We start from the raw sequence: 22,390 nt of genomic DNA, 5'->3' as shown, positions 1-22,390 counted from the left end.
AAACCTCAATTAAAATTAAAACGCTCATGGGCTAAGCGATATAGGGGGCGCCATAATAAATGATTAAACCCTAATACGTATAAACACATTATGCCAGTACCTAAAGCAATGCGCGGAAAGTCACCAGCTAAAGTACTTGCCTGAATATATTCGCCAAGGCCAGTTGCTTTTAAAGTGGTGTTGCCCCAGCTAACCCATTCAGCAACAATGCTAGCATTCCAAGCACCACCTGCTGCCGTAATTGCACCAGTAATATAAAAAGGAAAAATCCCTGGTAGGGCTAATCGCTTCCACCAAAGCCACCCTGATAAACCTAGATTATTTGCAGCCAGATAAAGATCACGAGGAATAGCAGAGGCACCAGCAATAACATTAAATAAAATATACCATTGCGTACCTAGTATCATTAAAGGTGTTACCCAAATCTCAACACTTAAATTAAACCTAACAATAGCGATAACAATTAAAGGATAGAATAAATTAGCTGGAAATGCGGCAACAAATTGAATAATAGGTTGTATTTTTTGTGCAATCCTTGGCCGCAGGCCAATCCATACGCCAACAGGAATCCAAATCAAAGAGCTAAGAACAATTAAAATGATAACTCTCGTGCCAGTAGCCGCTCCTAAAGCAAAAGCATAGAAAATATCACTAATTTTTAATTTAGTTAAAATAAATTCCAATAAAAACCAACTACCACTAATAATGCCTAGAAGTACGATACTATTCCAAATTCTGTCTATACGTTTTTGTTGACGAACATCCACTTCTTTACTTGCTGCAGGCCCATTGCTAAGCCAGCGAGCATTTATAAATTTTTCTTTTACAATGGAAGCACTATTTCGTAACCGCTTTATTAATTGACTACCTCGGATAAGATCAATTAACCATGATTGATATTCTTCTTCATCTGGCCTTTGTTCCATTTTAAACTTTTCCGACCACGCAATAAGTGGCCTAAAAAGGATTTGATCATACAGAAAAATAACAATAATCATCGTTAAAATAGCGTAACCAACCGCAGCCAAATTATGTTGCTCAATTGCTACTGCAATATAAGACCCCACGCCAGGTAGACGAATTTGCTGATGAGCAACCACAATGGCTTCTGATAATACAACAAAAAACCAGCTCGCAGACATAGATATCATCATATTCCAGAGTAAGCTAGACATCGAGAAAGGAACTTCTACTTTCCAAAAACGCTGCCATGCCGAGAGCTGGAACATCGCTGCTGCTTCTTTTAAATCCTCAGGTAGCGTTTTTAATGATTGATAAAAGCCAAAGGTTATATTCCAGACTTGTGCAGTGAAAATAGCAAAAATAGAAGCACATTCAGGCCCCAATAAGCTATTAGGAAATAAGTGAATAAAGCCTGTTACTGTAATAGATAGGAAACTTAAGACTGGAACTGCTTGCAAAATATCAATTGCCGGAATAATTATTTGCTCAGCACGTCTATTTCTACTAGCAATCGTACCTACAATAAAAGTAAACACAATAGATAAAATTAAGGCAATAAACATCCGCAGCACTGTTCGAGCTGCGTAAAATGGCAGCTTAGCTGGATTTAAAGAAATGGGAAGCGGATCACCAAGTTGATAAGGAACAGCCATCTGCTGGCCTGTCCAACCCATTAGAAATAATAAAGATAAAATTAAAATTAATAATAATAAATCCCAACGATTGAGAAAACGGCTAACATTTTCACGGTTAGCAAAATAAAAAGGACTATTATTGCGTACCAACCTTTTTCCTCCCGTTGATTATTATTAGATTTCTGCGGAAATAGAATTATCCCTAACTTATCTGCTTACTGCAAAACTAAATCAGTTTAGCTTTATTATTTACTTTAAGTTGGGGATTGTAATTTCAATTATCTTAAAAACCGGTACATGATTTGCTTCTGGCACTTTTTTCGAAGACTTCGTAAGATCTGATAAAAACGTGCCTTGCTAAGTTTAGTAGATAAACCATGTCATGTAGCAATATATTCTTCGCACATAAGCTTTAATCCATAACTTAATTTTGCTAGATATAGCAGCTAAATTAGAGTAATTTTTTAAATTAAGTTATAAAGCTCACTAATTAGCTATTATACTTTAGAATCTATCTTCAAAGTCTATTAAGATGAACGAAAGGAGTTGATTGATTTACTTGGCTTGTTACTTACATACTTCTATGTATGTTCTACTACGGCCTTTGTCAATCGCCCTTTCTATTTCACTCTAGCGACTTTAAAAACGGGTTCCAATTAAATTAAAGAATAATAATTTTACTTTCTGCCTACTTTTACGCAGAATACCACAGATAATTACTTAGCAACAAATAACTTATTTATATTGCTAAACTAATTACTATTAATGGAAAAAGGATTAGGTTATGTACCGACTATTCATTAAGCTTAATCAAATAATATTATGTTTATGTCCGCTATTAAGTTATGCAGATAATACATCACTTGCAGTGTGGGCAAACGAAGCCATTGTTGCTACCTATACCTATAGTTATAATAATTTCATTCAACGGCAGCGAGAGATTGCCCAATACTTTACCGCTGAGGGATGGACATCTTATAGTAAAGCACTTAATGCCTCTAAACTTCCAGAAACAGTACTGAAAAATAACTATTTTGTTAGCGCCGTGGCAACGCTGCCTCCTGAAGTTAAAGAACTAGGCAAACTACAGTGGCAGGCTACCATGCCTTTATTAGTGGTATATAAAAATCCGCAATATCAGCAAAAACAAAACTTACAAGTGACTATTAATTTCAGCCAAGTGCCTAGCAGCCAAGGGGTACGCGGGCTTGCCATTAATGCCTTACAAGCAAAAATTATTGAGCCGCCATGTGAGTGTCAACCACCTAAATTACAATAGCTCAGATGGGGTATCTTAAATCTTGGTGAAAGGTTGTAGGAGGGTGCTATTACCTAAATGAACCGGTGTGCAATCACCCCTAAATGCAGCACAATGAGACCAACTAATAAAAGGATAATAAAATTAAGTTTCGTTGGAATCCTTACATCCAATACAGCCTGACGTGGATCATTGGGATTATAAAAAACATCAATATCCTCATCTTTTTCAAATGCCACAGCTGCTCGGTAGGCTAATCGACGAGAATATTTGCTATTGGGATTATTATGCGAGGTATCAAGAAAGAAGTATTCACCTAAAAAGTCGTGATCATAAACTTGATAAGTATATTCAATTTTTGGCCATAAATGGTAGCCATCTTTAGTCCAAAGGAAGCGAGTAATACGTCCTTTAGTCAGAAACCAAGTATGAGCTTTTAAAAGATTTTTTCTATCTTGCCAAAAATGCTTTAATAAAAGTAATAATAATAACAACCACATAATATCAGCAATGTTTTGCCAAGAAATGAATACAGGTAACACAACTTATCCTATCTTAATGTATGTTTAAGACCAAGATCTAAGCTATTTTTTTATCTTAAACTAATTATTTGCTTTAGAACTCAGGCGCTGTATTAAAAATACAGCATTATTAGTGCCATATAAAAGTGCATATTAGAACTTATGACGCCTCAATATTAAGGCAAAATAATTTTAATGATAAATTAAGGATAGTTCGTAAGTCCTATTTGTTACTTTTATATTGAACTCACGTATAAGTATAGATCATTTAAACTACTTTTGATTAAGCCATTTCATTGGCTTACCTACTTTACTTTATACTTTATTAATGGGGTTATTATTACTTACTTTTTGCTTTTTTGCTTTCCACAATAGATAAATTACAAGAGCAATGATAATTAATAAACCAACTGCGAAAAGGGGCCTTGTTGTAAACCAAGCAAGAGCAAGAAAAATAGCCCATAAACAAAAACCAACTATAGCAGCAATTAAACCTGTACCGAATTCTACTATAGTCCCTGCAAAAGGAAGAACATCCGCTAAGATAACTAATGGTCGCATTAATAAGGCAAAGCCAACTATCATCATAATTAAGGTTACCAACCGGATAGCCCACATAGTCATGTGATTCTCATCTTGCGCTTCTCTAATCATACTTTCAGATGACACTTGTCCAGATGATACAAGCAATATACTTTCTCCAGCCTTCGCTCGATAAGGTTGTAATGTGTTATTTACTTGCTGCGCGATGACGCTGATATCTTGCGGCAATACCGCAGAAATAGAGATTTTTAAATCACCTATTTGTGGGTCTTGCATTGTTTGCCCTATAAATAATTGATTATTCATTAACTGCACTGGTTTATTAAATTGTGTTTTTAACTTGTTTAAATCCACCGCAGATAAATCAACAGGCGTATCTACAGTAATCTTTTCAATTACACTGGGGGGTAAATTAAAATCTCCTAAAGTGACATGTGATGCCATCTGGTGCATAGATTGAGCGGGCATTGAAGTAGGATTTTGATAAGTTGTTTCTTTAAATTGAGAGCTATTAATTAAACCTTCTGACCATACTTTTTTATAGGTATAAGTTTTAACGGTTCGTTCAGAGCCGCCTAGTTGTTTTTCCGTACGTGTCTGTTCTTCTTGCTGCCATTGATACATTTCCACTTTTCTAATTAAGGAAATAGCTATTAAATTGATATTTAGTAAATTGTCTTGTAACTTATCTTTAGTCGTTGCAAGGCCTGACACATAGATGACATGTAAGTTATTGTTATTGTTAATTGGACTTGGAGAAATATTAATTAATTCTTTGCTAGCCTCAGATAGTGATTGAGCCATATGTAAACTATGACTTTCATTCCAAAAAATAAGATAAACACTAAGACCAATAAGAATAAAGCCGAATAAAATACCTGCAAGCGATTCTTTAAGACGACTACCCCAAGATTTTACGGTAACTTCTTGCATAGTTGCTAAACCTCACTGAGCTATTCTTCTACTTAGAGAAAAACTTACAGCCATTTGTAAAGTATAAGCCATATTGTCTTTCATTTACGAACTTACAATCTTACTTAAGATAAATATAATGACAGTAGCATAAATTTGACTTTTAGCAATTTACAGAAAAATTAAGCCTCATGCTTCAGTAGAAATAATAGATTGACTTAAAAGTGTCTGCTGAGTAAATAGCTTTTGAAATTTAATATTGAATCTGAACTTTTAGCTCATGGCTTTGCATATAACTTTCAGGTGTTTTTTTCTCAGCATCTTGAAGCTTAGGATTAGCACCAGCTGTTACAAGTACATCATAAATAGCTTTGTGACCTTTAATAGCTGCTAAATGCAGTGCTGATTTTTGACTAGTCTCTACTGTATCTATAGCATTTATATTTTTCACAGTAAGAATGAATGATTTAACATCATCTTTTTGATTATTATATGCTGCTTTCCTTAAGCCCTTTTCAAGAGAAGCTTGAGATGTATCTGGCAGGCTATATTTTTTGACAAGTACAGCAAGTAAATTAGCGTCTTGCAAACCTTTTTCCTGAGGAGCTGATGATTTATCTGGTAAGTTAGACTGCGAAGATTGCCAAAATCCCCCTCTTAAAATAGACCCAAGCGATTTTGTATTGTCTAGTGTTTTTATATTTAGTGCCTGTTTTATCTTAGTAGGGGTATGATCGGTCACCAGTATATAGTTTTCAGCTCTACTACCTTCTTTATAAGAAACTAAATCAGTATGAATAGCCATAGCAGGATTTAAGTTTTGAATATTTTGTAATATTTTATCAGCTTCAGCGTGATTATTGTCTTTACAGGTATGAGCAACGATATTAGAGACATAAGCATATATTCTATCTACCTGTTCATCAGCTAAAAATTCTTTTATTGCACGCATTGTCTCATCATCAGCCCAGGACTGCGCAATAATAGTAGCATTGGTAATAATTTTTTTTAAATGACTAAAACCAAAAACTTGAAACATCGAATTTAAATAATCAAATTCAGCCTCTATTAAATGTTCTCGACCACATTTACTTTGTTTAACATAGTTCCTTAAGTCTTGAAGGAATGTCTCGGCTTCACTTGACTCTACTATTAATGCTTTTGTTTTCCGCCAAAAAGCTATAACTTGTCTACTATTATCAATAATGATTAGTTTAGTAAGCCCGGCACTTAATTGACAAGCAAGCTCAAGTGAACGCATTCCTGAGGTAGCTACTAACCCAACACTTATATTATCATCACAGCGATAGGGTTCTAATCCGCGGATATCTGGGTCATTACCTTCAATCATTACCGGGTAATCTTGTAATTCATTCTGCGGGAGTTCTTTAAATTCCTTAATTTTTTTACGCATAACTATACTTATTCTAACCAAATTGAACAAATTTTGATTAATATAGTTTACTATTTATAGCTTAAGGGAGCATTAATTATTATAAATTTAGAGTAAAATTATTGCCTTAATTTTTTACCCAAATCAAAAAATAAAGAAATTTAATTTATATTTCTTTAGGCTGCAAATAGATAATAAGCTTTTAACTCACAATATAAAATTTGCCCTGATGATTAATATAAGCGTTATACTGCTCTTGTCGTAAACACTTATAAAGGTATAATTATACTGAGAGTTGTATTAAATGAGGAAGCGAATGATTGCAAAGACTCCATTGTATGCTAGTCACTTAGCTATGGGTGCTAGAATGGTTAATTTTCATGGCTGGGAGATGCCCCTGCATTATGGGTCACAATTAGAAGAGCACCATACTGTTCGAACAACAGCTGGGTTATTTGATGTATCACATATGACCATTGTTGATATTTTAGGGGCTGGTGGTAGACAATTTTTACGTAAATTACTTACAAATGACGTTGATCAATTAGAGCATAGTGGCCGCGCCCTATATAGTTGTATGTGTAATGAGCATGGCGGTATTATTGATGATCTTATTACCTATCAGCGAGCTCCAGACAATTACCGTATTGTTCTTAATTCAGCTACTCGAGAACGCGATCTTGCTTGGATTCGTAAAAAAAGTGAAGGTTTTGCTGTAGGTCTACAAGAACGTACAGAACTAGCTATGATTGCAATACAAGGACCAGAAGCAATAGCTAAAACTATGCAGGTTCTTAACCCTGCTCAAAGCGATGCTATTTCAACTCTAACCCATTTTGAATGTGTCGATGTAGAGGATTATTTTTTTGCCCGTACAGGTTATACCGGTGAAGACGGTTTAGAAATAATTGCCTCAGCTAAAGAGATTGTTCAATTATGGACTAATCTTTTAGAAATAGGCGTTAAGCCTTGCGGCCTTGGTGCACGTGACACTCTACGACTTGAGGCAGGTATGCTTTTATATGGGCAAGATATGGACGAAACCACGACACCACTTGAATCAGGCTTAAGCTGGACTGTTAAATGGCAGCCAGAAGATCGAGATTTTATTGGAATGGGAGCGCTATTATTTCAGAAACAGCAAGGTGTTAAACGTAAATTTATTGGGCTATTAACTGACGAAAAAGCAATTATGCGAACAGGTCAACGCGTGATAATTCCTAATTTAGCAGATGAAGGTATTATAACCAGTGGAACCTATTCCCCTACCTTAGGAAGATCAATTGCACTAGCTCGCGTCCCTATAGAAACTCAACATGAAGTCTTCGTAGATATTCGTGGAAAACAGATTAAAGCGCACGTCACAAAACCTAGGTTTGTCCGCAATGGGAAACCTATAATATAAATTTAATGATTCTAAAACTAGATGGTATTACGGGAGCAGATTAATGTCAGATTTAAAATTTACGCACACTCATGAATGGATACAAATTGAAGGTGATGAAGCAACTGTAGGAATTACAGATCATGCACAAAAGCTCTTAGGTGACTTAGTTTTTGTCGAACTTCCTAAGGAAGGTGAAGAGGTTAACGCTGGAGATGAATTAGGTGTTGTAGAGTCAGTTAAAGCAGCTTCAGATTTTTATGCGCCTGTTACTGGAAATATTATTGAGATAAATCAAGAAGTTGTAAATGATCCTGCCTTAGTAAATACAGATCCTTATGGTGCAGGTTGGTTAGTAAAGCTTCGCTTAGATGAAACGAGTGATTTAAGTGACTTGCTTGACGCAGAGCAATATGAAAATGAGATTGCTGAGGAAAATTAGTTATGCCTTATATTCCCCATACTGAAAAAGATATTAAATTAATGCTAGAAACCATTGGAGCTACTAGCACAAATGATTTATTTGATGAAATACCAGCGCAACTTTGCTTTCAAGGATTTAAGGATATTCCTGCTGGTATTAATGAAATGCAAATGCTTAAAGAAGCTTCGCAATTAGCCAGCGTCAATCAAAATGGGTTATGTTTTTTAGGTGCCGGTTCTTATGAACATCATATTCCAGCAGCAGTATGGGACATTGCAACGCGAGGAGAATATTTAACCGCTTATACACCTTATCAAGCAGAAGCCAGCCAGGGAACATTGCAATTACTTTATGAATTTCAAACAATGATTGCCGAGCTAACAGGGATGGATGTAGCTAATGCATCCCTATATGATGGTGCAACAGCCGCAGCTGAAGCTATCTTAATGGCTATAAGACTTAATAAAAACAGCAAAACAAATCGTATCTTAGTAGCTGGTACATTACACCCTTTTTATCGTGCGACTATTGAAACTATTGCTCGTAATCAACATATCGAAATTATTAACTTGCCTTTTGATTTGCAAACGGGGACAACCAAATTAGCGGATGTTGAGAAATACACTGGCCAAGATATTACGGCTTTAGTTATTGTACAACCAAACTTCTTTGGCTGTTTAGAGCCTGTAGATGAATTAACTAACTGGGCAGAAGCTAATAAAGTTATTGCTATTGCCTGTGTTAACCCTACTTCATTAGCTTTACTAAAGCCACCTGGCCAATGGGGTTCTCACGGGGTCGATATCGTTTGTGGCGAAGGGCAGCCTCTGGGCGCTCCGATGGCCTCTGGTGGGCCCTATTTTGGTTTTTTCAGTACTCGCCTTGAACATGTAAGACAAATGCCTGGACGTTTGATTGGTAAAACAATAGATAAAGAAGGAAAAGTTGGCTTTAGCCTAACTCTACAAGCTCGAGAACAACATATTCGACGTGCTAAGGCAACTTCTAATATTTGCACCAATCAAGGCTTATTAGTAACAGCAGCAACTATTTATATGAGTTTACTTGGGCCAACTGGTTTACAGCAGGTTGCAGAGCAATGTCATAAAAATACTGTAAATTTAGTTAAGGGGCTTACGCAAATTAAAGGTATTAAGCAAGTTTTTACAGCGCCTTATTTTCATGAAGCTCTATTACAATTTGAGCGGCCAGTTGAAAATATATTAGAGGAATTAAAAAAACGTGGTATTGATGGTGGATATCCCCTACAAGCACATTATCCTGAGCTAGAGAACTCGTTACTTGTTTGTGCTACGGAAATGCGTACAGAACAAGAAATTAATTTTTATATTGCTGAATTAGCAAGCATTTTAAATTGAGGTTGTATGTTTATTATTCAATTGACTTATAAAACTACTTTGACTGAAGTAGATAAATATCTGCAGGCTCATCGAGAATTCTTAGATTATTATTACAAACAAGGTTTATTAATTGCTTCTGGGCCAATGAAACCTCGTATAGGTGGGATTATTGTTGCAGCAACTAGTAATAGAGCCCATCTTGAATCAGTTTTTCAGAAAGATCCCTATTATTTAGCTGAAATTGCCGATTATCAATTTATTGAATTTACCCCTGTTATGTATTGTGAAAGCTTAAAAGCGCTTATTCAAGAATCGGAGGACACGTTATGTTAATATTTGAACGTTCACAAGCGGGACGTCAAGCAACAGTCCAAGCTCCTAAATCTAACGCTGAGCCGCTCGCAATACCTGCTCAATTTCTACGTGAGAAACCACCTCGCCTACCTAGTTGCTCAGAATTACAGGTGGTACGTCATTATACTGGTTTATCACAGCAAAATTATGCAATTGATACGACTTTTATTCCATTAGGCTCCTGCACGATGAAATATAATCCACGTGGGGTACATAAAGCAGCCTCCATTCCAGGATTTTTAAATCGCCATCCACTCACGCCTGAAAAATACAGCCAAGGATATCTACAAGCTATTTATCAGCTACAATCCTATTTGCTTGAAATTACCGGCATGAGCGGTGTGTCATTAACCTCTATGGCAGGTTCACAAGGAGAATTTGCCGGTGTTGCGATGATTAAAGCCTATCATCAATCGCGAGGTGATACGCAGCGCAATGAAATGATCATTCCTGACGCAGCTCATGGTACTAATCCTGCTTCTGCTGTTATGTGTGGATTTAAAATCGTTGAAATTCCTACCGCAAAGGATGGTGATATTGATTTAGAACAATTAAAGCAAAAAGTTGGGCCTAAAACTGCCGGTATTATGCTAACTAATCCGTCAACTTTAGGTTTATTTATGCGTCAAATTACTGAAGTTGCAGCAATTGTTCACCAAGCTGGCGGTTTACTATATTATGACGGTGCTAATTTAAATGCTATTTTAGGACGGGTTCGCCCAGGTGATATGGGTTTTGATGTTATGCATTTAAATCTACATAAAACCTTTGCTACTCCGCATGGTAGTGGTGGGCCTGGCGCCGGACCAGTTGCTGTTAGTAAGCGCTTATTACCTTATTTACCTTTACCCATTGTTGTCTATGAGAACGATGCCTATCGCTGGGCTACTAAAGTTGACTATCCTCAAAGTATTGGCCGTTTATCTTGTTTTATGGGCAATGCAGGTATATTGCTACGTGCTTATTTTTACATCTGTCTTTTAGGAAAAGAAGGATTACTCCGTGTATCAGAGTTCTCTACTTTAAATGCTAATTATTTATTAGCAGCTCTTACTAAAGCCGGTTTCACTGCTGCTTACCCTAAAAGACGTGCCAGTCATGAATTCACTTTAACATTAAGTCAAGAGAAAAAGCTCTATAATGTTACGGCAATGGATTTAGCAAAGCGACTTTTAGATTACGGTTTTCATGCGCCAACCACTTATTTTCCCTTGCTGGTACCTGAATGCTTACTTATCGAGCCAACTGAGACTGAATCCAAAGAAGAATTAGATGGATTTATTGCAGCTATGCAAGCTATTCGTAAGGAAGCACAAGAGGAACCAGAGTTACTAAGGCAAGCACCAACTAAGCTCCCAGTTAGGCGGTTGGATGATGTGAAAGCAGCTCGAGAGCTTGATTTAAATTATTTTAGCCATGCTAAGCAGGAATAGAGTTCTTTTGCTATATTAAAATATTTATTTTAGTCTACTTAAACTCTTTTCTTAAAAAAAAAAATAAGTTATAACAGATTTACATGCGTCAAGGATTGGCGGTTAAGGATAAATTTGGGATATAGCACCATTTACTAAATTTTAACTAAGCAAGAGGATATTTTCTTTATAAATAAACTTGCAATGTTGTGGGAAGCTTAGTAGGTGGCGCTATAGGCGCTAACCAATCAATTTCAGGGAGTGAAATAATGAATACTAAAGTATTCTCGCAACGCTTTAATCGTGAATTATCCTTATTAGGTTTACCTGAGGATATAACAGAAAAAACCAAAGCAGTTGCTAAAGTATTTGGAATAACACGTCATTTAGCCAATGGCATGATCTTCGGCCAAATTGTACCTACTAGTGACCAACTGCTTAAAATTGCTGAAGTGCTTGAGGTTTGCCCACAGTGGCTAAGTGGTGTAACTGATAGAAAAAAATCTTTTTCTGTGAAAGAAGAAGAAGAAAGTGCGTAGTTAATATGAGAGCGCTTGCATACCTCTTTTGGATTAGCAGAAGGCGTAAGCGTTTCAAAGCGTATAGTTTGCATAAAACAAATGCGCAATATAGAAACATTTATAGCCTAGCAATAAAACAAATAACCTAGGTTATACAAGAGCTCTATTAAATTAGGCTATAATTTTGATAGTTAAATTACGCTTGATAAAAAAATAATTATCAGGTGTACCAAATAGGTAAGGTTTTTCCAATTATGGAGTGCTTAAGTTACTGCATTGCCAATTCTATCGATTTAAATCGACTTGATCATTATTTAAAGTCCAGTATTGGAAATTATGTCACTACAAAATCAAGAGATGTTTTAAGAATTTCACCTACTACTTTACCTAATTCTACTATTTTTGCTTTTAAAAATGGTACTGTTGTCACTTGGGGAGTCAAACGTTACCAAGTTGATCATTATCTAGATAAAATCCGTCAATTTACTATTAAACCTATTTCTGTTTTAGTACGCGATGAATTTACTTATCAAATAGGGGATAAAACCTCTATTGAGCCTCATGATTTTTTTGATGTCGATTGTATATCTCTTGATGCTGATATGGATAGCGACGATCTTAAGTTAAGTTTATCCTATGGTTTTTCACAATCAGTCAAGTTACAGTATTTTGAAACTATTATTGAAGCGCTTATAGAAAAATATACGCCTGTTATCCAAGCATTATCAACTAAAGGGCAAATGCAACTAAGTCGGAGGCAAATCCGACAAATTATTGGTGAAATTTTAGGCGCTAAAAGTGAGATGAATCTAATTAGTAATTTTCTCTACCACCCAAAGTATTTTTGGCAGCATCCTACATTAGAAGAATACTATACGATGCTTGAACGTTACCTACATATTCAACGCCGTGTAAATACTATTAACCACCGATTAGATACGCTTAATGAAATTTTTGAAATGTTTAATAGTTACTTAGAAAATCGTCATTCTCATCATTTAGAAATTATTATTATTGTCCTCATAACGATTGAAATAATTTTTGCGGTTCTTAATTTTCATTTTTAACCTTAACCTTTTTCTGGAAATTATAACTATCTTCCCCTACTCTTTGAGTAAGAAAGTAGAATAATTAAGTTATATGTTTAATAATTATCTCATACATGTTTAATTTAAAATTGCTTAAGTTTTAACAAGAGACTTAATTAGAGTTATAAATTTTATGCTTATACGTAATCGACAGCTAAGTTCAACCCAATTAAAAGATTTAAATAAACTAGCTGAGTATTGTGTAACAGAAGATAAAGGCTTGCCGACAATTTATTATGATATTCTCGTGAAAAAACGTGAAACTGAAGGCAATGTGCTTTTTTACGACAATAATCAACTAATTGGCTTTTTAGCTTTGTATTTTTTCTATGAACATGCTTGTGAAGCAAGTTTATTAATTATGCCTACGCACCGCAATCAAGGTCTGGCAAGCAAACTCTTTATTCAAGTCATATCCTTGCTTAAGCAAAAGAAAATGGCTGAAGTTATTTTGTCTTTTCCTGCTGCAGCCGCTCATGAGTGGCTAGAAGACTTAGGGTTTAGCTACCACCATAGTGAGTTTTATATGGTTAGGCAAAGCAGTCAACCTTCATTAATTACGCGCCCACGCTTAGCTATTCGCCAAGCAACCTTTGCTGATTTAAATGATTTGTGTAAGATTGACGCGTCCTGTTTTGCCATACATCAAGATATGGCTGAACGTTTTGCCTATTTATTAAATCAGGATCAAACAACTATATTACTTGCATTAAAAAATAAAATTCCAATTGGAAAAGCCCATATTCAGTGGAAGCCTGATATAGCACATTTTTCAGATATTTCTATTCTTCCTCCCCAGCAAAAAAAAGGCTTAGGCAGTGAATTATTGGCCCATTGTATTAATGAAGCTTTAAATAGAAAAAGAATAACGCTAGATTTAAGTGTTGAGGCTAATAACCAAAGAGCTTTAAAATTATATCAAAAGCATGGCTTTGAAGTTCGAAATAAGCAAGATTACTGGTCAATTAGCTTAGAAGGATTACAAGCGCTATTGCCTAGACTTCGTTATTAATAATTTATTATGCTGCAATTGATTACGAAACAATTTAAATCTGTAGTAATTGCATTATGGAAGTATTGCTTTCAAAATCTACCAAGTACATAATTTAATTTTATAGACTTAAAAGAATAGCTCAATTTAACAGTAATTTAATAGACTTCTTCATAATTTATAGCAGATGACAAGGTATATAGCGTCACCCACTAAGTTTTAGACAAGGTAGCAGTGAGTGAGGCAAAGGAATGTACATAGAAGTACATGACTGAACCGAACGAGCTGGCAAACGTCGCATAATGTTTAGTGGAGGGCGCTATATTAAGAATTGATGTACTGAAATAATTTAGCCAATGGCCTGTAATAATATTTTTAAGAAAGTCTAAGGTGTTACTTTAGCTAAATCAACTAACCTCTATCTTGCAAGAATAGCTTAAGGGTAAGGAATGAAGAAAAGGGTTGTAATTACAGGTATGGAAATTGTATCTTCTATAGGAAATAGCCTACAGGCATTCTGGCAATCAGCTGTTGAGGGAAAATCCGGTATTAAACGGATTCAAAATTATGATCCAAGTCCTTATCCTACTCAAATTGGAGGCGAAATTACTGATTTCTCCTTAGAGGGAATAGAAGCACTAGAAAAATATAAACGGTATCCACGTGCTGTTCAGTATGCTCTTTTCTGTACTTATTATGCACTTGAACGTGCTGGTCTTACGACTAAAGAATTAGAAACAGCAGGTGCCTTTATAGGGACTAGTTTAGGCGGTACACCGGAGATAGAGTCTGCAGCTTATGGTGTTTTCTTTAACGAAACTTGGAAAAAGATACCTGCTTTAAGCGTTTTACGGGCAATGCCTAATTCTATTGCTAATCAAATTGCCATTACCTTTGGTTTAGGCGGGCCTAATTCCACTATCTCAAATGCATGTGTTTCCTCTGCAGAAGCAATAGGTAGCGCTTATCAACAAATTTCGCAAGGCCGTCTACCTATCGCTATATGTGGTGGGACAGAATCTTTGCTATGGGAAGCTATTATGGCTGCCTGGTGTAAATTACGAGTTATGTCCGTTAAAAATGAACAACCAAAGCTCGCTTGTTGTCCTTTTTCAAAAAATCGTAGTGGTATGGTCATGGCTGATGGTGCAGGCATTTTAGTTTTAGAAGATTACCGCCATGCAAAAGCACGGGGTGCTAAAATTTATGCAGAAATCATTGGTTTTGGTGCTAGCTGTGATGCTTATCATATTACCGCTCCAAGTAGTCCTGGGCAAATTCGTGCCATTCATTCAGCACTTGATGATGGTAGACTCTCTATTAACGACGTTCAATATATTAATGCCCACGGCACTGGTACTCAATTAAATGATCTAACAGAAACACAAACCATAAAAGAAGTATTTGGCCAACGAGCTTATGAAATACCCGTTACCGCCCAAAAATCCATGACTGGGCATGCTATTGGTGCTGCTGGAGTAATGGAAGTTATAGCAACAGCATTAAGTTTACAGCACGATACTTTACTACCGACTATTAATCTAACTGAGCCTGATCCCATTTGTGATTTAGATTACGTTGCTAATTTTTCAAGAAGGAAATTAATTGATATAGCTTTATCTAATCATTTTGCTTTTGGCGGTGCTAATGTTGCTTTATTATTAAGAAGAGCTATTTAGCAATTTAATTATTATAATTATCGTAGGCTCGATTTAGCAAAAAATCGCAAAACATGATTCGCAAGTCATCTCGCAACGCGTTATAATCGATCCATTTGTGTAAACTAGAAGGTTAATTAATGAGTATTTCTTTATATGAAATAGCTAAGCTTGTGCAAGGTATAGTTATTGGTGAAGATATTATTGTATCGTCTTTATCACCTATTGAAAATATTGCCGCCGGCTCACTTGTTTTTGCTGATAGTCCTGAAAATCTGCGTCGAGCCGAGCAGTCTGAAGCAGCAGCTATTCTTACTAATCAACAGGTTACTCATTCATTTAAATCTATCGTGCAGGTTGATCATCCTTTTAAAGCATTTATTAAATTATTAGATATATTTTATCCTAACGCTATGCCTACAACAGGTATACATCCAAGTGCAGTGATTGCAGCTGATGTTAAATTGGGCAAAAATATCTCGATTGGACCTTATGTAACGATTGAGTCAGGCACCATTATTGATGATCATTGTATCTTAAAAAGTCATGTAAGTATTGGAAAAAATGTAAAAATTGGTCGAGATACGACAATACATTCTCACGTTACTGTCTATGATAATACAGAAATTGGCCAGCGAGTGTGTATTCATGCATCAAGCGTTATAGGATCGGATGGTTTCGGTTATATATTTGTTGACGGACAGCACCTAAAAGTTCCTCATAAAGGCAAGGTTATTATTGAAAGCGATGTTGAAATTGGTGCAAATACTGTTATTGATCGTGCGACATTAGATGCCACTTGTATTGGCTCTGGCACTAAGATAGATAATTTAGTTCAGGTAGCTCATTCTGTTAAGCTAGGACAGCATAATATTCTTTGTGCTTTTACAGGTATTGCAGGCAGCACTATTAGTGGTGATCATGTAATCTTTGCTGCTAATGTTGGCGTTAGTGATCATGTTCAAATTGACGATGGCGTTATACTTGGCGCAAGGGCTGGAGTTCCTCCTAAAAAACATCTAAAGGCTGGTAATGTATATCTAGGAAATCCAGCGCGCCCTAAAGAAAAAGCACTTGAACAAGAGCTGGGTGTTAATCGTATTGCAAGTATGCGTAAAAATATACGGCTCCTTAATGATAAAATAAATGAACTTAGTGTACGCCTGAAGCAATGTGAGGCAGCTGAATAATGTCTAAACCTATGCTTTTAATAGATGGCTCTTCTTATTTTTTTCGCGCTTTTCATGCTTTACCACTCTTAACTAACTCTAAAGGGCAGCCAACAGGCGCTATTTATGGCGTAGTTAATATGATTAAGCGGCTTATTAGCGATCTTAAGTGTGAACATTTAGCTGTAGTCTTTGATGCTCAAGGCAAGACTTTTCGTGAAGAATGGTACCCTGAATACAAAGCACATCGAAGTGCTATGCCTCCTGATTTATATAAGCAGTTCCCATTACTTATCGAAGTGTTAGAAGCCATGGGCTTACCGCTACTCATTGTAGAGGGCGTTGAAGCTGACGATGTTATTGGCACATTAGCACGCATCGCAACGGAGCAAGGTCAGCCGGTTATTATTTCAACTAGCGATAAGGATATGGCTCAATTAGTTAATGAACATGTCAGTATTATTAATCCAATGACTAATCAAGTCATGGATAGTATCGGTATTAAAGAAAAATATGGCGTTACCCCAACTCAATTTATTGATTATTTAACTTTAGTAGGCGATACCGTTGATAATATACCTGGGGTTACTAAATGTGGTCCCAAAACTGCTATTAAATGGCTTGAGCAATATGAGACTTTAGATAATTTATCTGCCAATGCTCATCTTATAACTGGTAAAATCGGCGAGTATCTACGTAAAAGCTTAGAGTACCTACCTTTATCCAAACGTTTAGTCACTATTAAAACAGATGTTGAACTTCCTTTAGGTTTAATGGATTTAAAAACTAAAAAAGCAGACAGAGAAAAATTAATAGCTTTAGCGCAAGAATTAGAATTTAAATCTTTATTAAAAGAATTACTTACAGCACAAGAAGAATCTATCCCGATAATATCAACAAACGATTTAAGCTTAAATATTATTAAAAATGATGCAGAGTTAGATAGCCTACTGCAAGTTATGCAATCTGCTTCACAACTTTATTTAAAGACGGAAACCGCTGATCCCAGCTCTATTCATGCAGATATAGTGGGCTTATCCCTTGCTATAGACGAATATAGTGCTTATCTTCCTTTTTCCCACCTAGAAAGTGAAGCAACCTTAAAGCCTGCTGCAACCTTTGCAGCTTTAAAATCGATTCTTGAGAATCAGGCTATAAGTAAAATCGGACATAATTTAAAATATGATTACAATATTTTAAAAAATTATGGTATTCACTTAGCAGGAATAAGTTTTGACACTATGCTTGCTTCTTATGTGCTAGATAGCATTGAGCAGCATACTCTTAATTCTTTAGCTCTAAAATATCTGGGTTGCAATACTATTACTTATGAAGAAACCGTCGGAAAAGGCGCCAAGCAACAACAGTTAAATCAAATTAAGCTTGATAAAGCTGCAACTTATGCGCTAAGTCAAATTACTACCATTGTAGCGCTCCATAAAAAATTTAGCACCCTACTAAAAGAGCCCTTAAAGACTATATTTGAAACTGTTGAGATACCTTTGCTGCAAATCCTTGCAGAAATGGAGCGTCACGGGGTATTAATTGATATTCCTACTTTAGAAAAGCATGGGCAGCGACTTAAATCGCGTCTAATAACTTTAGAGCAAGAGGCAACTCGACTTGCTGGTCGAGCATTTAATTTAAATTCTCCCAAGCAATTACAAGAAATTCTTTTTGAGGAATTAAACTTACCTATTTTAGCTAAAACACCTACAGGACAACCTTCAACTGCTGAGTCAGTATTGCAAGAGCTTGCATACAGTTATGAACTACCCGCTATTATTTTGGAGTATCGTAGTTTAAGTAAATTAGTATCAACCTATATTGATGCCTTACCTAAGCGTGTCCAGCTAGAAACGATGCGAGTTCACACCTGTTATAATCAAGCTATTACAGCAACAGGTCGCCTGTCTTCTAGTGAGCCTAATTTACAAAATATACCTATTCGCAGTGAAGAAGGACGTTTAATTCGTACAGCATTTATTACCCCTTCGGATTATGTTTTATTGGCCGCTGATTATTCACAAATTGAACTACGTATTATGGCTCATCTGTCATCTGATCCTAATCTCTTAAAAGCTTTTGCTAGTGGTTGGGATATTCATACGGCAACAGCTAGCGAAATTTTTCAAGTTAAATTACAGGACGTTACTCAAGAACAACGGCGTCGAGCTAAAGCAGTTAATTTCGGTCTAATCTATGGCATGTCTTCTTTCGGTCTAGCTAAACAATTAGGTATTGAACGTCAAGATGCTCAACTTTATATGGAGCGCTACTTTCAGCGCTATCCAGGCGTTTTAGAATATATGGAAAGAACACGCCGGCAAGCACACGATCAAGGCTATGTAGAAACTATATTTGGTCGCCGTTTATACTTACCTGATATTAATGTACGCAATTTAGCAAGGCAGCGTGCTGCAGAACGCATGGCTATTAATGCTCCTATGCAAGGAACTGCAGCAGATATTATAAAAAAGGCGATGATTGCAGTGTTTAAATGGCAAACCTCTTTAACTCAACCAATAGTACGTATGATTATGCAAGTCCACGATGAGTTAGTTTTTGAAATTCAACGAGATGCTCTTGAAGAGGCAACAAAAGAAATTCATCAATTAATGGAAAATGCTGTAGAGCTCGTAGTGCCGCTACAAGTAACCATTGGTACTGGTAACAACTGGGATGAAGCACATTAATTTATATGATAAATAGCTAACATTATTAGCTATAGCATCTGTTACTTACTAAATTCTAGACGAGGCCTCAGTGAGGCCAATGAAGGTACAGCGCAGGATACATGACTAAGCTTTGCAAACTTACTATGCAGTATTAAGCTCATGAGTGCTAACCATATCAAATATATAATTGCTTAAGCTTAACTTGACCTTTAGCAAAAGTTAATTTTTGTTTAATTAAATAAGATAAGGATTGCGCAATACGCTCAGGGCTAACAATTTTCTGCCAACAGTTATAATCATGAAAAGACCTATTATGCCGGCTAAAAACTTCTGCAAAGGCTTGACGCATATTTTCAGAATTTGTCCAAGCAATAATAGGGATATATTTGTAATTTGACCAGATAGTATGCGCTAAAGCAGGACCATTACATCCTAAGCCGTCTGATGCTTTTAAATCACCATCTAAAATGATAAGTTCAGGAGTGGTATGTTGTAAATAAGTCAACGCCTGTACGCTATCAATAACTACGGTAACATTAATTTGTGAATTTACTACCTGTAGTAAGCGAGTTAAGCAAAACGCATTGAAAGTACTGTCTTCAACAACTAATACTCGCATGAGAACTCCTTTTAATCCTTGCTAGGAGTATACTGACCAAACCTTAAGAAAAGATTAAGGAATCGAATTTTAATCCTTAATTTTTGCCTTCAATCTACTTATTTTTCAACTATAAAGATAATATTGTTCATAAAGCAAGTAAATTATACAAATAAATTAGGTAATCTATACATTGTTTGCAATGAATTATTTAGAACGTTGTAACGCCTCTGGCTCCGGCAACAATTACTTTATCTGCTAAACGCTTAGCGAATAATCCATTTTCAACGACTCCAGGAATTACTTTGATTGCTTGCTCTAATTCAATAGGACGATTAATAGGCAAGTTATAAACATCTAAAATGATATTATCATTATCTGTAATAAAACCTTCTCGATAAACAGGGTCACCACCTAATTTTACTATTTCACGAGCAACAAAACTACGTGCTAATGGTAAAACCTCAACTGCTATTGGAAAATGACCTAAGTGAGACACAACTTTTGTTTCATCAACAATACATATAAATTGTTCTGAGGCAGTTGCTAGGACCTTTTCACGGGTAAGTGCACCACCGCCACCCTTAATAGTTTCTTTCTGTTTATTTATTTCATCTGCGCCATCAATATAAAGCAAAAGTTCACCAGCTACATTTAGATCAATAACCGGAATACCAGCAGCTTTAAGTCGTGCCTCAGTTTCTTTAGAACTGGCAACACAAGCATCTATACGATGTTTAATTTTTGCCAATTCTTCAATTAAAAAGTTAACTGTAGAACCCGTACCTACCCCTAATACAATATTATCTTCAATATAATCTAATGCAGCAAAAGCTGCTTTTTGTTTTAGTTCATTCATAGTTATTTAATTCTTGTAATTGAAGTCCTACAAAGAGGGCGCCAGTATACTAGCTGACTTCTATATCAGCATATTATACTGGACTTTGCTAAATAAATTAACTTCTACGCAAAATTTTTAATCAGAAAGCTAATACGGTATTACGCCCTACTGAACAGCCGGCATTGTAGTAGGAACTACAGGAGATTCAAGCGCACTTCCTGCTGTACTACTTGCCTTTGGCGCTACAACTGTATTGGTAGTCGCATTACTGTTATTAGTATTATTAACATTGCTAACTGTATTTGTTGCAGAAGTATGCGCTGCCTGTGCTGGCATATTAGCCGCATTATATTTGTTAGTAGCAGACCAATGTGAGCTCGTTTCAGCCCGAGCCGCTCTTTTATTATAATGATGATATGCATGAGTATTTCGATTTGCATAATAAGGGTTATCGTTATAATTGTTTCCCCATAAGCCAGGAAAGGAGTCACATCCTACTAATAACAATGGCGCGCCGAATAAAGCAGCGTAAAAAGTTCCAATAAATAATTTATTCTTTTTCATAATATCATCCTTGTTATTATCTAAATTAAAAGTTTAGCTCTACTATTACAATATGTAAAATCAAGGATAAACTATAATTTTAAGGGTTACTTAAAAAGTATAAGTTATAGCTAACTATTTAGCGAAGATTTGTTTTCTCTATAGTGCAACTTAAATTTAGAACATTTTTTCTAATAAAAAACTTCATTAGTAAGGAATACTATGCAAAATAAATATTTAGATTACTTAAAAGAACTCTACACTTACTATAGTGAAGATAAAATTGCTATTTTCGCAGCGGCACTAGCTTATTATACAGCATTTGCTCTAGCGCCTTTCTTAATTATTTGCACTTCTATTGTAGGTTTAGCTTTTGGCCAAGAAGCAGCTCAAGGACGCATACTTGAGCAAGTTAGTACAATGACTGGCAAGGAAAGCGCTGATTTAATACAAACTATGATTGTAAGTGCAAGTAAGCCTAGTTCAGGCATTACCGCACAAATCGTTAGTATTGTTCTTTTAATTATTGCTACCTCTGGCATATTTAGCCAAATACAAATGGGCTTAAATAATATTTGGGGTGTTGAACCTAAACCTGGTCGTGGTATTTGGGGCGTAATAAAAGATAGATTTCTTTCTTTTACCATTGTATTAAGTGTCGCTTTCTTACTTCTTGTGTCCCTGCTTTTAAGTGTCATTATTACTATGTTAAGTGGCTACCTAAGTCAATTGTTACCAGGTGGTGAATTAATTGCTTGGGGACTAAATTTTGCTATCTCCTTAACCGTTATTACATTTTTATTTGCTCTGATTTTCAAAATACTACCTGACGTCGAATTAACTTTACTTGATGTTATTTGGGGCGCTTTTTGGACTGCCGTTTTGTTTACGGTTGGTAAAACCTTATTAGGTCTTTATTTAGGGCAAAGCCATGTTGCAAGCGCTTTTGGCCCAGCAGGATCACTTATTATAATTCTTATTTGGGTTTATTACTCAGCACAAATTCTTTTCCTGGGTGCCGAGTTAACTAAGCTGCATGTTACCAAACACGGTAAGAAGATTAAGCCCGATGTTGATGCTTATGTGAAAGAAGAAGGTAAAAAATCATTGCCAAGTTAATTACTAAAATCAATAATTTTTATT

At 35.8% G+C, this 22,390-nt stretch carries 20 protein-coding genes; 13 read left to right on the top strand and 7 right to left on the bottom strand.

Features of this window, described 5'->3' with window-relative positions; genetic code table 11:
* Positions 1-5: 5 nt before the first annotated feature.
* On the bottom strand, positions 6-1,637 hold the full coding sequence (locus tag ACNVED_RS00870) for an ABC transporter permease (RefSeq protein ID WP_419421125.1): 1,632 nt from the start codon (positions 1,635-1,637) through the stop codon (positions 6-8).
* Between the two features lie 745 nt (positions 1,638-2,382).
* Here ACNVED_RS00870 and ACNVED_RS00865 point away from each other — a divergent pair.
* Positions 2,383-2,877: a DotI/IcmL family type IV secretion protein gene (locus tag ACNVED_RS00865; protein ID WP_419419889.1), complete on the top strand. Its 495-nt coding sequence runs from the start codon at positions 2,383-2,385 to the stop codon at positions 2,875-2,877.
* A gap of 53 nt (positions 2,878-2,930) precedes the next feature.
* On the opposite strand, the gene ACNVED_RS00860 is transcribed toward ACNVED_RS00865, so the two are convergent.
* The 3 genes from ACNVED_RS00860 to ACNVED_RS00850 all read right to left on the bottom strand — a co-directional run bounded on the left by ACNVED_RS00860 (position 2,931) and on the right by ACNVED_RS00850 (position 6,246).
* Positions 2,931-3,356 (bottom strand): DUF3592 domain-containing protein, encoded by a 426-nt coding sequence (locus tag ACNVED_RS00860; protein WP_419421124.1) that lies wholly within the window; start codon positions 3,354-3,356, stop codon positions 2,931-2,933.
* A 336-nt stretch (positions 3,357-3,692) separates the two neighbouring features.
* Complete coding sequence (locus ACNVED_RS00855) at positions 3,693-4,853, bottom strand: TMEM43 family protein (protein ID WP_419419888.1); 1,161 nt, start codon at positions 4,851-4,853, stop codon at positions 3,693-3,695.
* Between the two features lie 232 nt (positions 4,854-5,085).
* Positions 5,086-6,246, bottom strand: a complete 1,161-nt coding sequence (locus ACNVED_RS00850) for a hypothetical protein (RefSeq protein WP_419419887.1) — start codon at positions 6,244-6,246, stop codon at positions 5,086-5,088.
* 295 nt (positions 6,247-6,541) lie between these two features.
* Here ACNVED_RS00850 and gcvT point away from each other — a divergent pair, with 295 nt between their 5' ends.
* The 11 genes from gcvT (at position 6,542) to polA (ending at position 19,283) form a co-directional block, all read left to right on the top strand.
* On the top strand, positions 6,542-7,630 hold the full coding sequence (gcvT, locus tag ACNVED_RS00845; RefSeq protein WP_419419886.1) for a glycine cleavage system aminomethyltransferase GcvT: 1,089 nt from the start codon (positions 6,542-6,544) through the stop codon (positions 7,628-7,630).
* 43 nt (positions 7,631-7,673) lie between these two features.
* The gene (gene gcvH, locus ACNVED_RS00840) at positions 7,674-8,051 is read left to right on the top strand and encodes a glycine cleavage system protein GcvH (RefSeq protein ID WP_419419885.1); all 378 of its coding nucleotides are present in this window, start codon (positions 7,674-7,676) and stop codon (positions 8,049-8,051) included.
* A gap of 2 nt (positions 8,052-8,053) precedes the next feature.
* Positions 8,054-9,412: an aminomethyl-transferring glycine dehydrogenase subunit GcvPA gene (gene gcvPA / locus ACNVED_RS00835; protein WP_419419884.1), complete on the top strand. Its 1,359-nt coding sequence runs from the start codon at positions 8,054-8,056 to the stop codon at positions 9,410-9,412.
* A 6-nt stretch (positions 9,413-9,418) separates the two neighbouring features.
* Positions 9,419-9,727, top strand: a complete 309-nt coding sequence (locus ACNVED_RS00830) for a YciI family protein (RefSeq protein ID WP_419419883.1) — start codon at positions 9,419-9,421, stop codon at positions 9,725-9,727.
* On the top strand, positions 9,721-11,181 hold the full coding sequence (gene gcvPB / locus ACNVED_RS00825; protein WP_419419882.1) for an aminomethyl-transferring glycine dehydrogenase subunit GcvPB: 1,461 nt from the start codon (positions 9,721-9,723) through the stop codon (positions 11,179-11,181). The genes ACNVED_RS00830 and gcvPB overlap by 7 nt, the downstream gene beginning before the upstream one ends.
* A 248-nt stretch (positions 11,182-11,429) precedes the next feature.
* A complete protein-coding gene (locus tag ACNVED_RS00820; RefSeq protein ID WP_419419881.1) occupies positions 11,430-11,699 on the top strand; it encodes a hypothetical protein in 270 nt (89 codons plus the stop codon).
* Positions 11,700-11,935: 236 nt separating this feature from the next.
* Positions 11,936-12,748 carry an RMD1 family protein gene (locus ACNVED_RS00815; protein WP_419419880.1) on the top strand — a complete coding sequence of 271 codons (813 nt, stop codon included), beginning with the start codon at positions 11,936-11,938 and terminating at the stop codon, positions 12,746-12,748.
* 154 nt (positions 12,749-12,902) lie between these two features.
* Entirely contained in the window at positions 12,903-13,781 is an 879-nt protein-coding gene (locus ACNVED_RS00810) for a GNAT family N-acetyltransferase (protein ID WP_419419879.1), read from the top strand.
* Between the two features lie 428 nt (positions 13,782-14,209).
* A complete protein-coding gene (locus ACNVED_RS00805; protein WP_419419878.1) occupies positions 14,210-15,439 on the top strand; it encodes a beta-ketoacyl-[acyl-carrier-protein] synthase family protein in 1,230 nt (409 codons plus the stop codon).
* 119 nt (positions 15,440-15,558) lie between these two features.
* The gene (lpxD, locus tag ACNVED_RS00800; RefSeq protein WP_419419877.1) at positions 15,559-16,608 is read left to right on the top strand and encodes a UDP-3-O-(3-hydroxymyristoyl)glucosamine N-acyltransferase; all 1,050 of its coding nucleotides are present in this window, start codon (positions 15,559-15,561) and stop codon (positions 16,606-16,608) included.
* Positions 16,608-19,283 carry a DNA polymerase I gene (polA, locus tag ACNVED_RS00795; protein ID WP_419419876.1) on the top strand — a complete coding sequence of 892 codons (2,676 nt, stop codon included), beginning with the start codon at positions 16,608-16,610 and terminating at the stop codon, positions 19,281-19,283. The genes lpxD and polA overlap by 1 nt, the downstream gene beginning before the upstream one ends.
* Before the next feature lie 157 nt (positions 19,284-19,440).
* On the opposite strand, the gene ACNVED_RS00790 is transcribed toward polA, so the two are convergent.
* The 3 genes from ACNVED_RS00790 to ACNVED_RS00780 form a co-directional block, all read right to left on the bottom strand.
* Positions 19,441-19,884 carry a response regulator gene (locus tag ACNVED_RS00790; RefSeq protein ID WP_419419875.1) on the bottom strand — a complete coding sequence of 148 codons (444 nt, stop codon included), beginning with the start codon at positions 19,882-19,884 and terminating at the stop codon, positions 19,441-19,443.
* Between the two features lie 190 nt (positions 19,885-20,074).
* A complete protein-coding gene (rpiA, locus tag ACNVED_RS00785; RefSeq protein ID WP_419419874.1) occupies positions 20,075-20,722 on the bottom strand; it encodes a ribose-5-phosphate isomerase RpiA in 648 nt (215 codons plus the stop codon).
* Between the two features lie 147 nt (positions 20,723-20,869).
* A complete protein-coding gene (locus ACNVED_RS00780; protein WP_419419873.1) occupies positions 20,870-21,268 on the bottom strand; it encodes a hypothetical protein in 399 nt (132 codons plus the stop codon).
* Positions 21,269-21,469: 201 nt separating this feature from the next.
* Here ACNVED_RS00780 and ACNVED_RS00775 point away from each other — a divergent pair, with 201 nt between their 5' ends.
* A complete protein-coding gene (locus tag ACNVED_RS00775; RefSeq protein WP_419419872.1) occupies positions 21,470-22,366 on the top strand; it encodes a YihY/virulence factor BrkB family protein in 897 nt (298 codons plus the stop codon).
* Positions 22,367-22,390: the final 24 nt, after the last annotated feature.

The organism is Legionella sp. D16C41 (genome assembly GCF_048541585.1).
Classification (GTDB): Bacteria; Pseudomonadota; Gammaproteobacteria; order Legionellales; family Legionellaceae; genus Legionella_C.
Note: the sequence above shows the minus strand (reverse complement) of the source record. Positions and strands in the feature narration are given on the sequence as shown.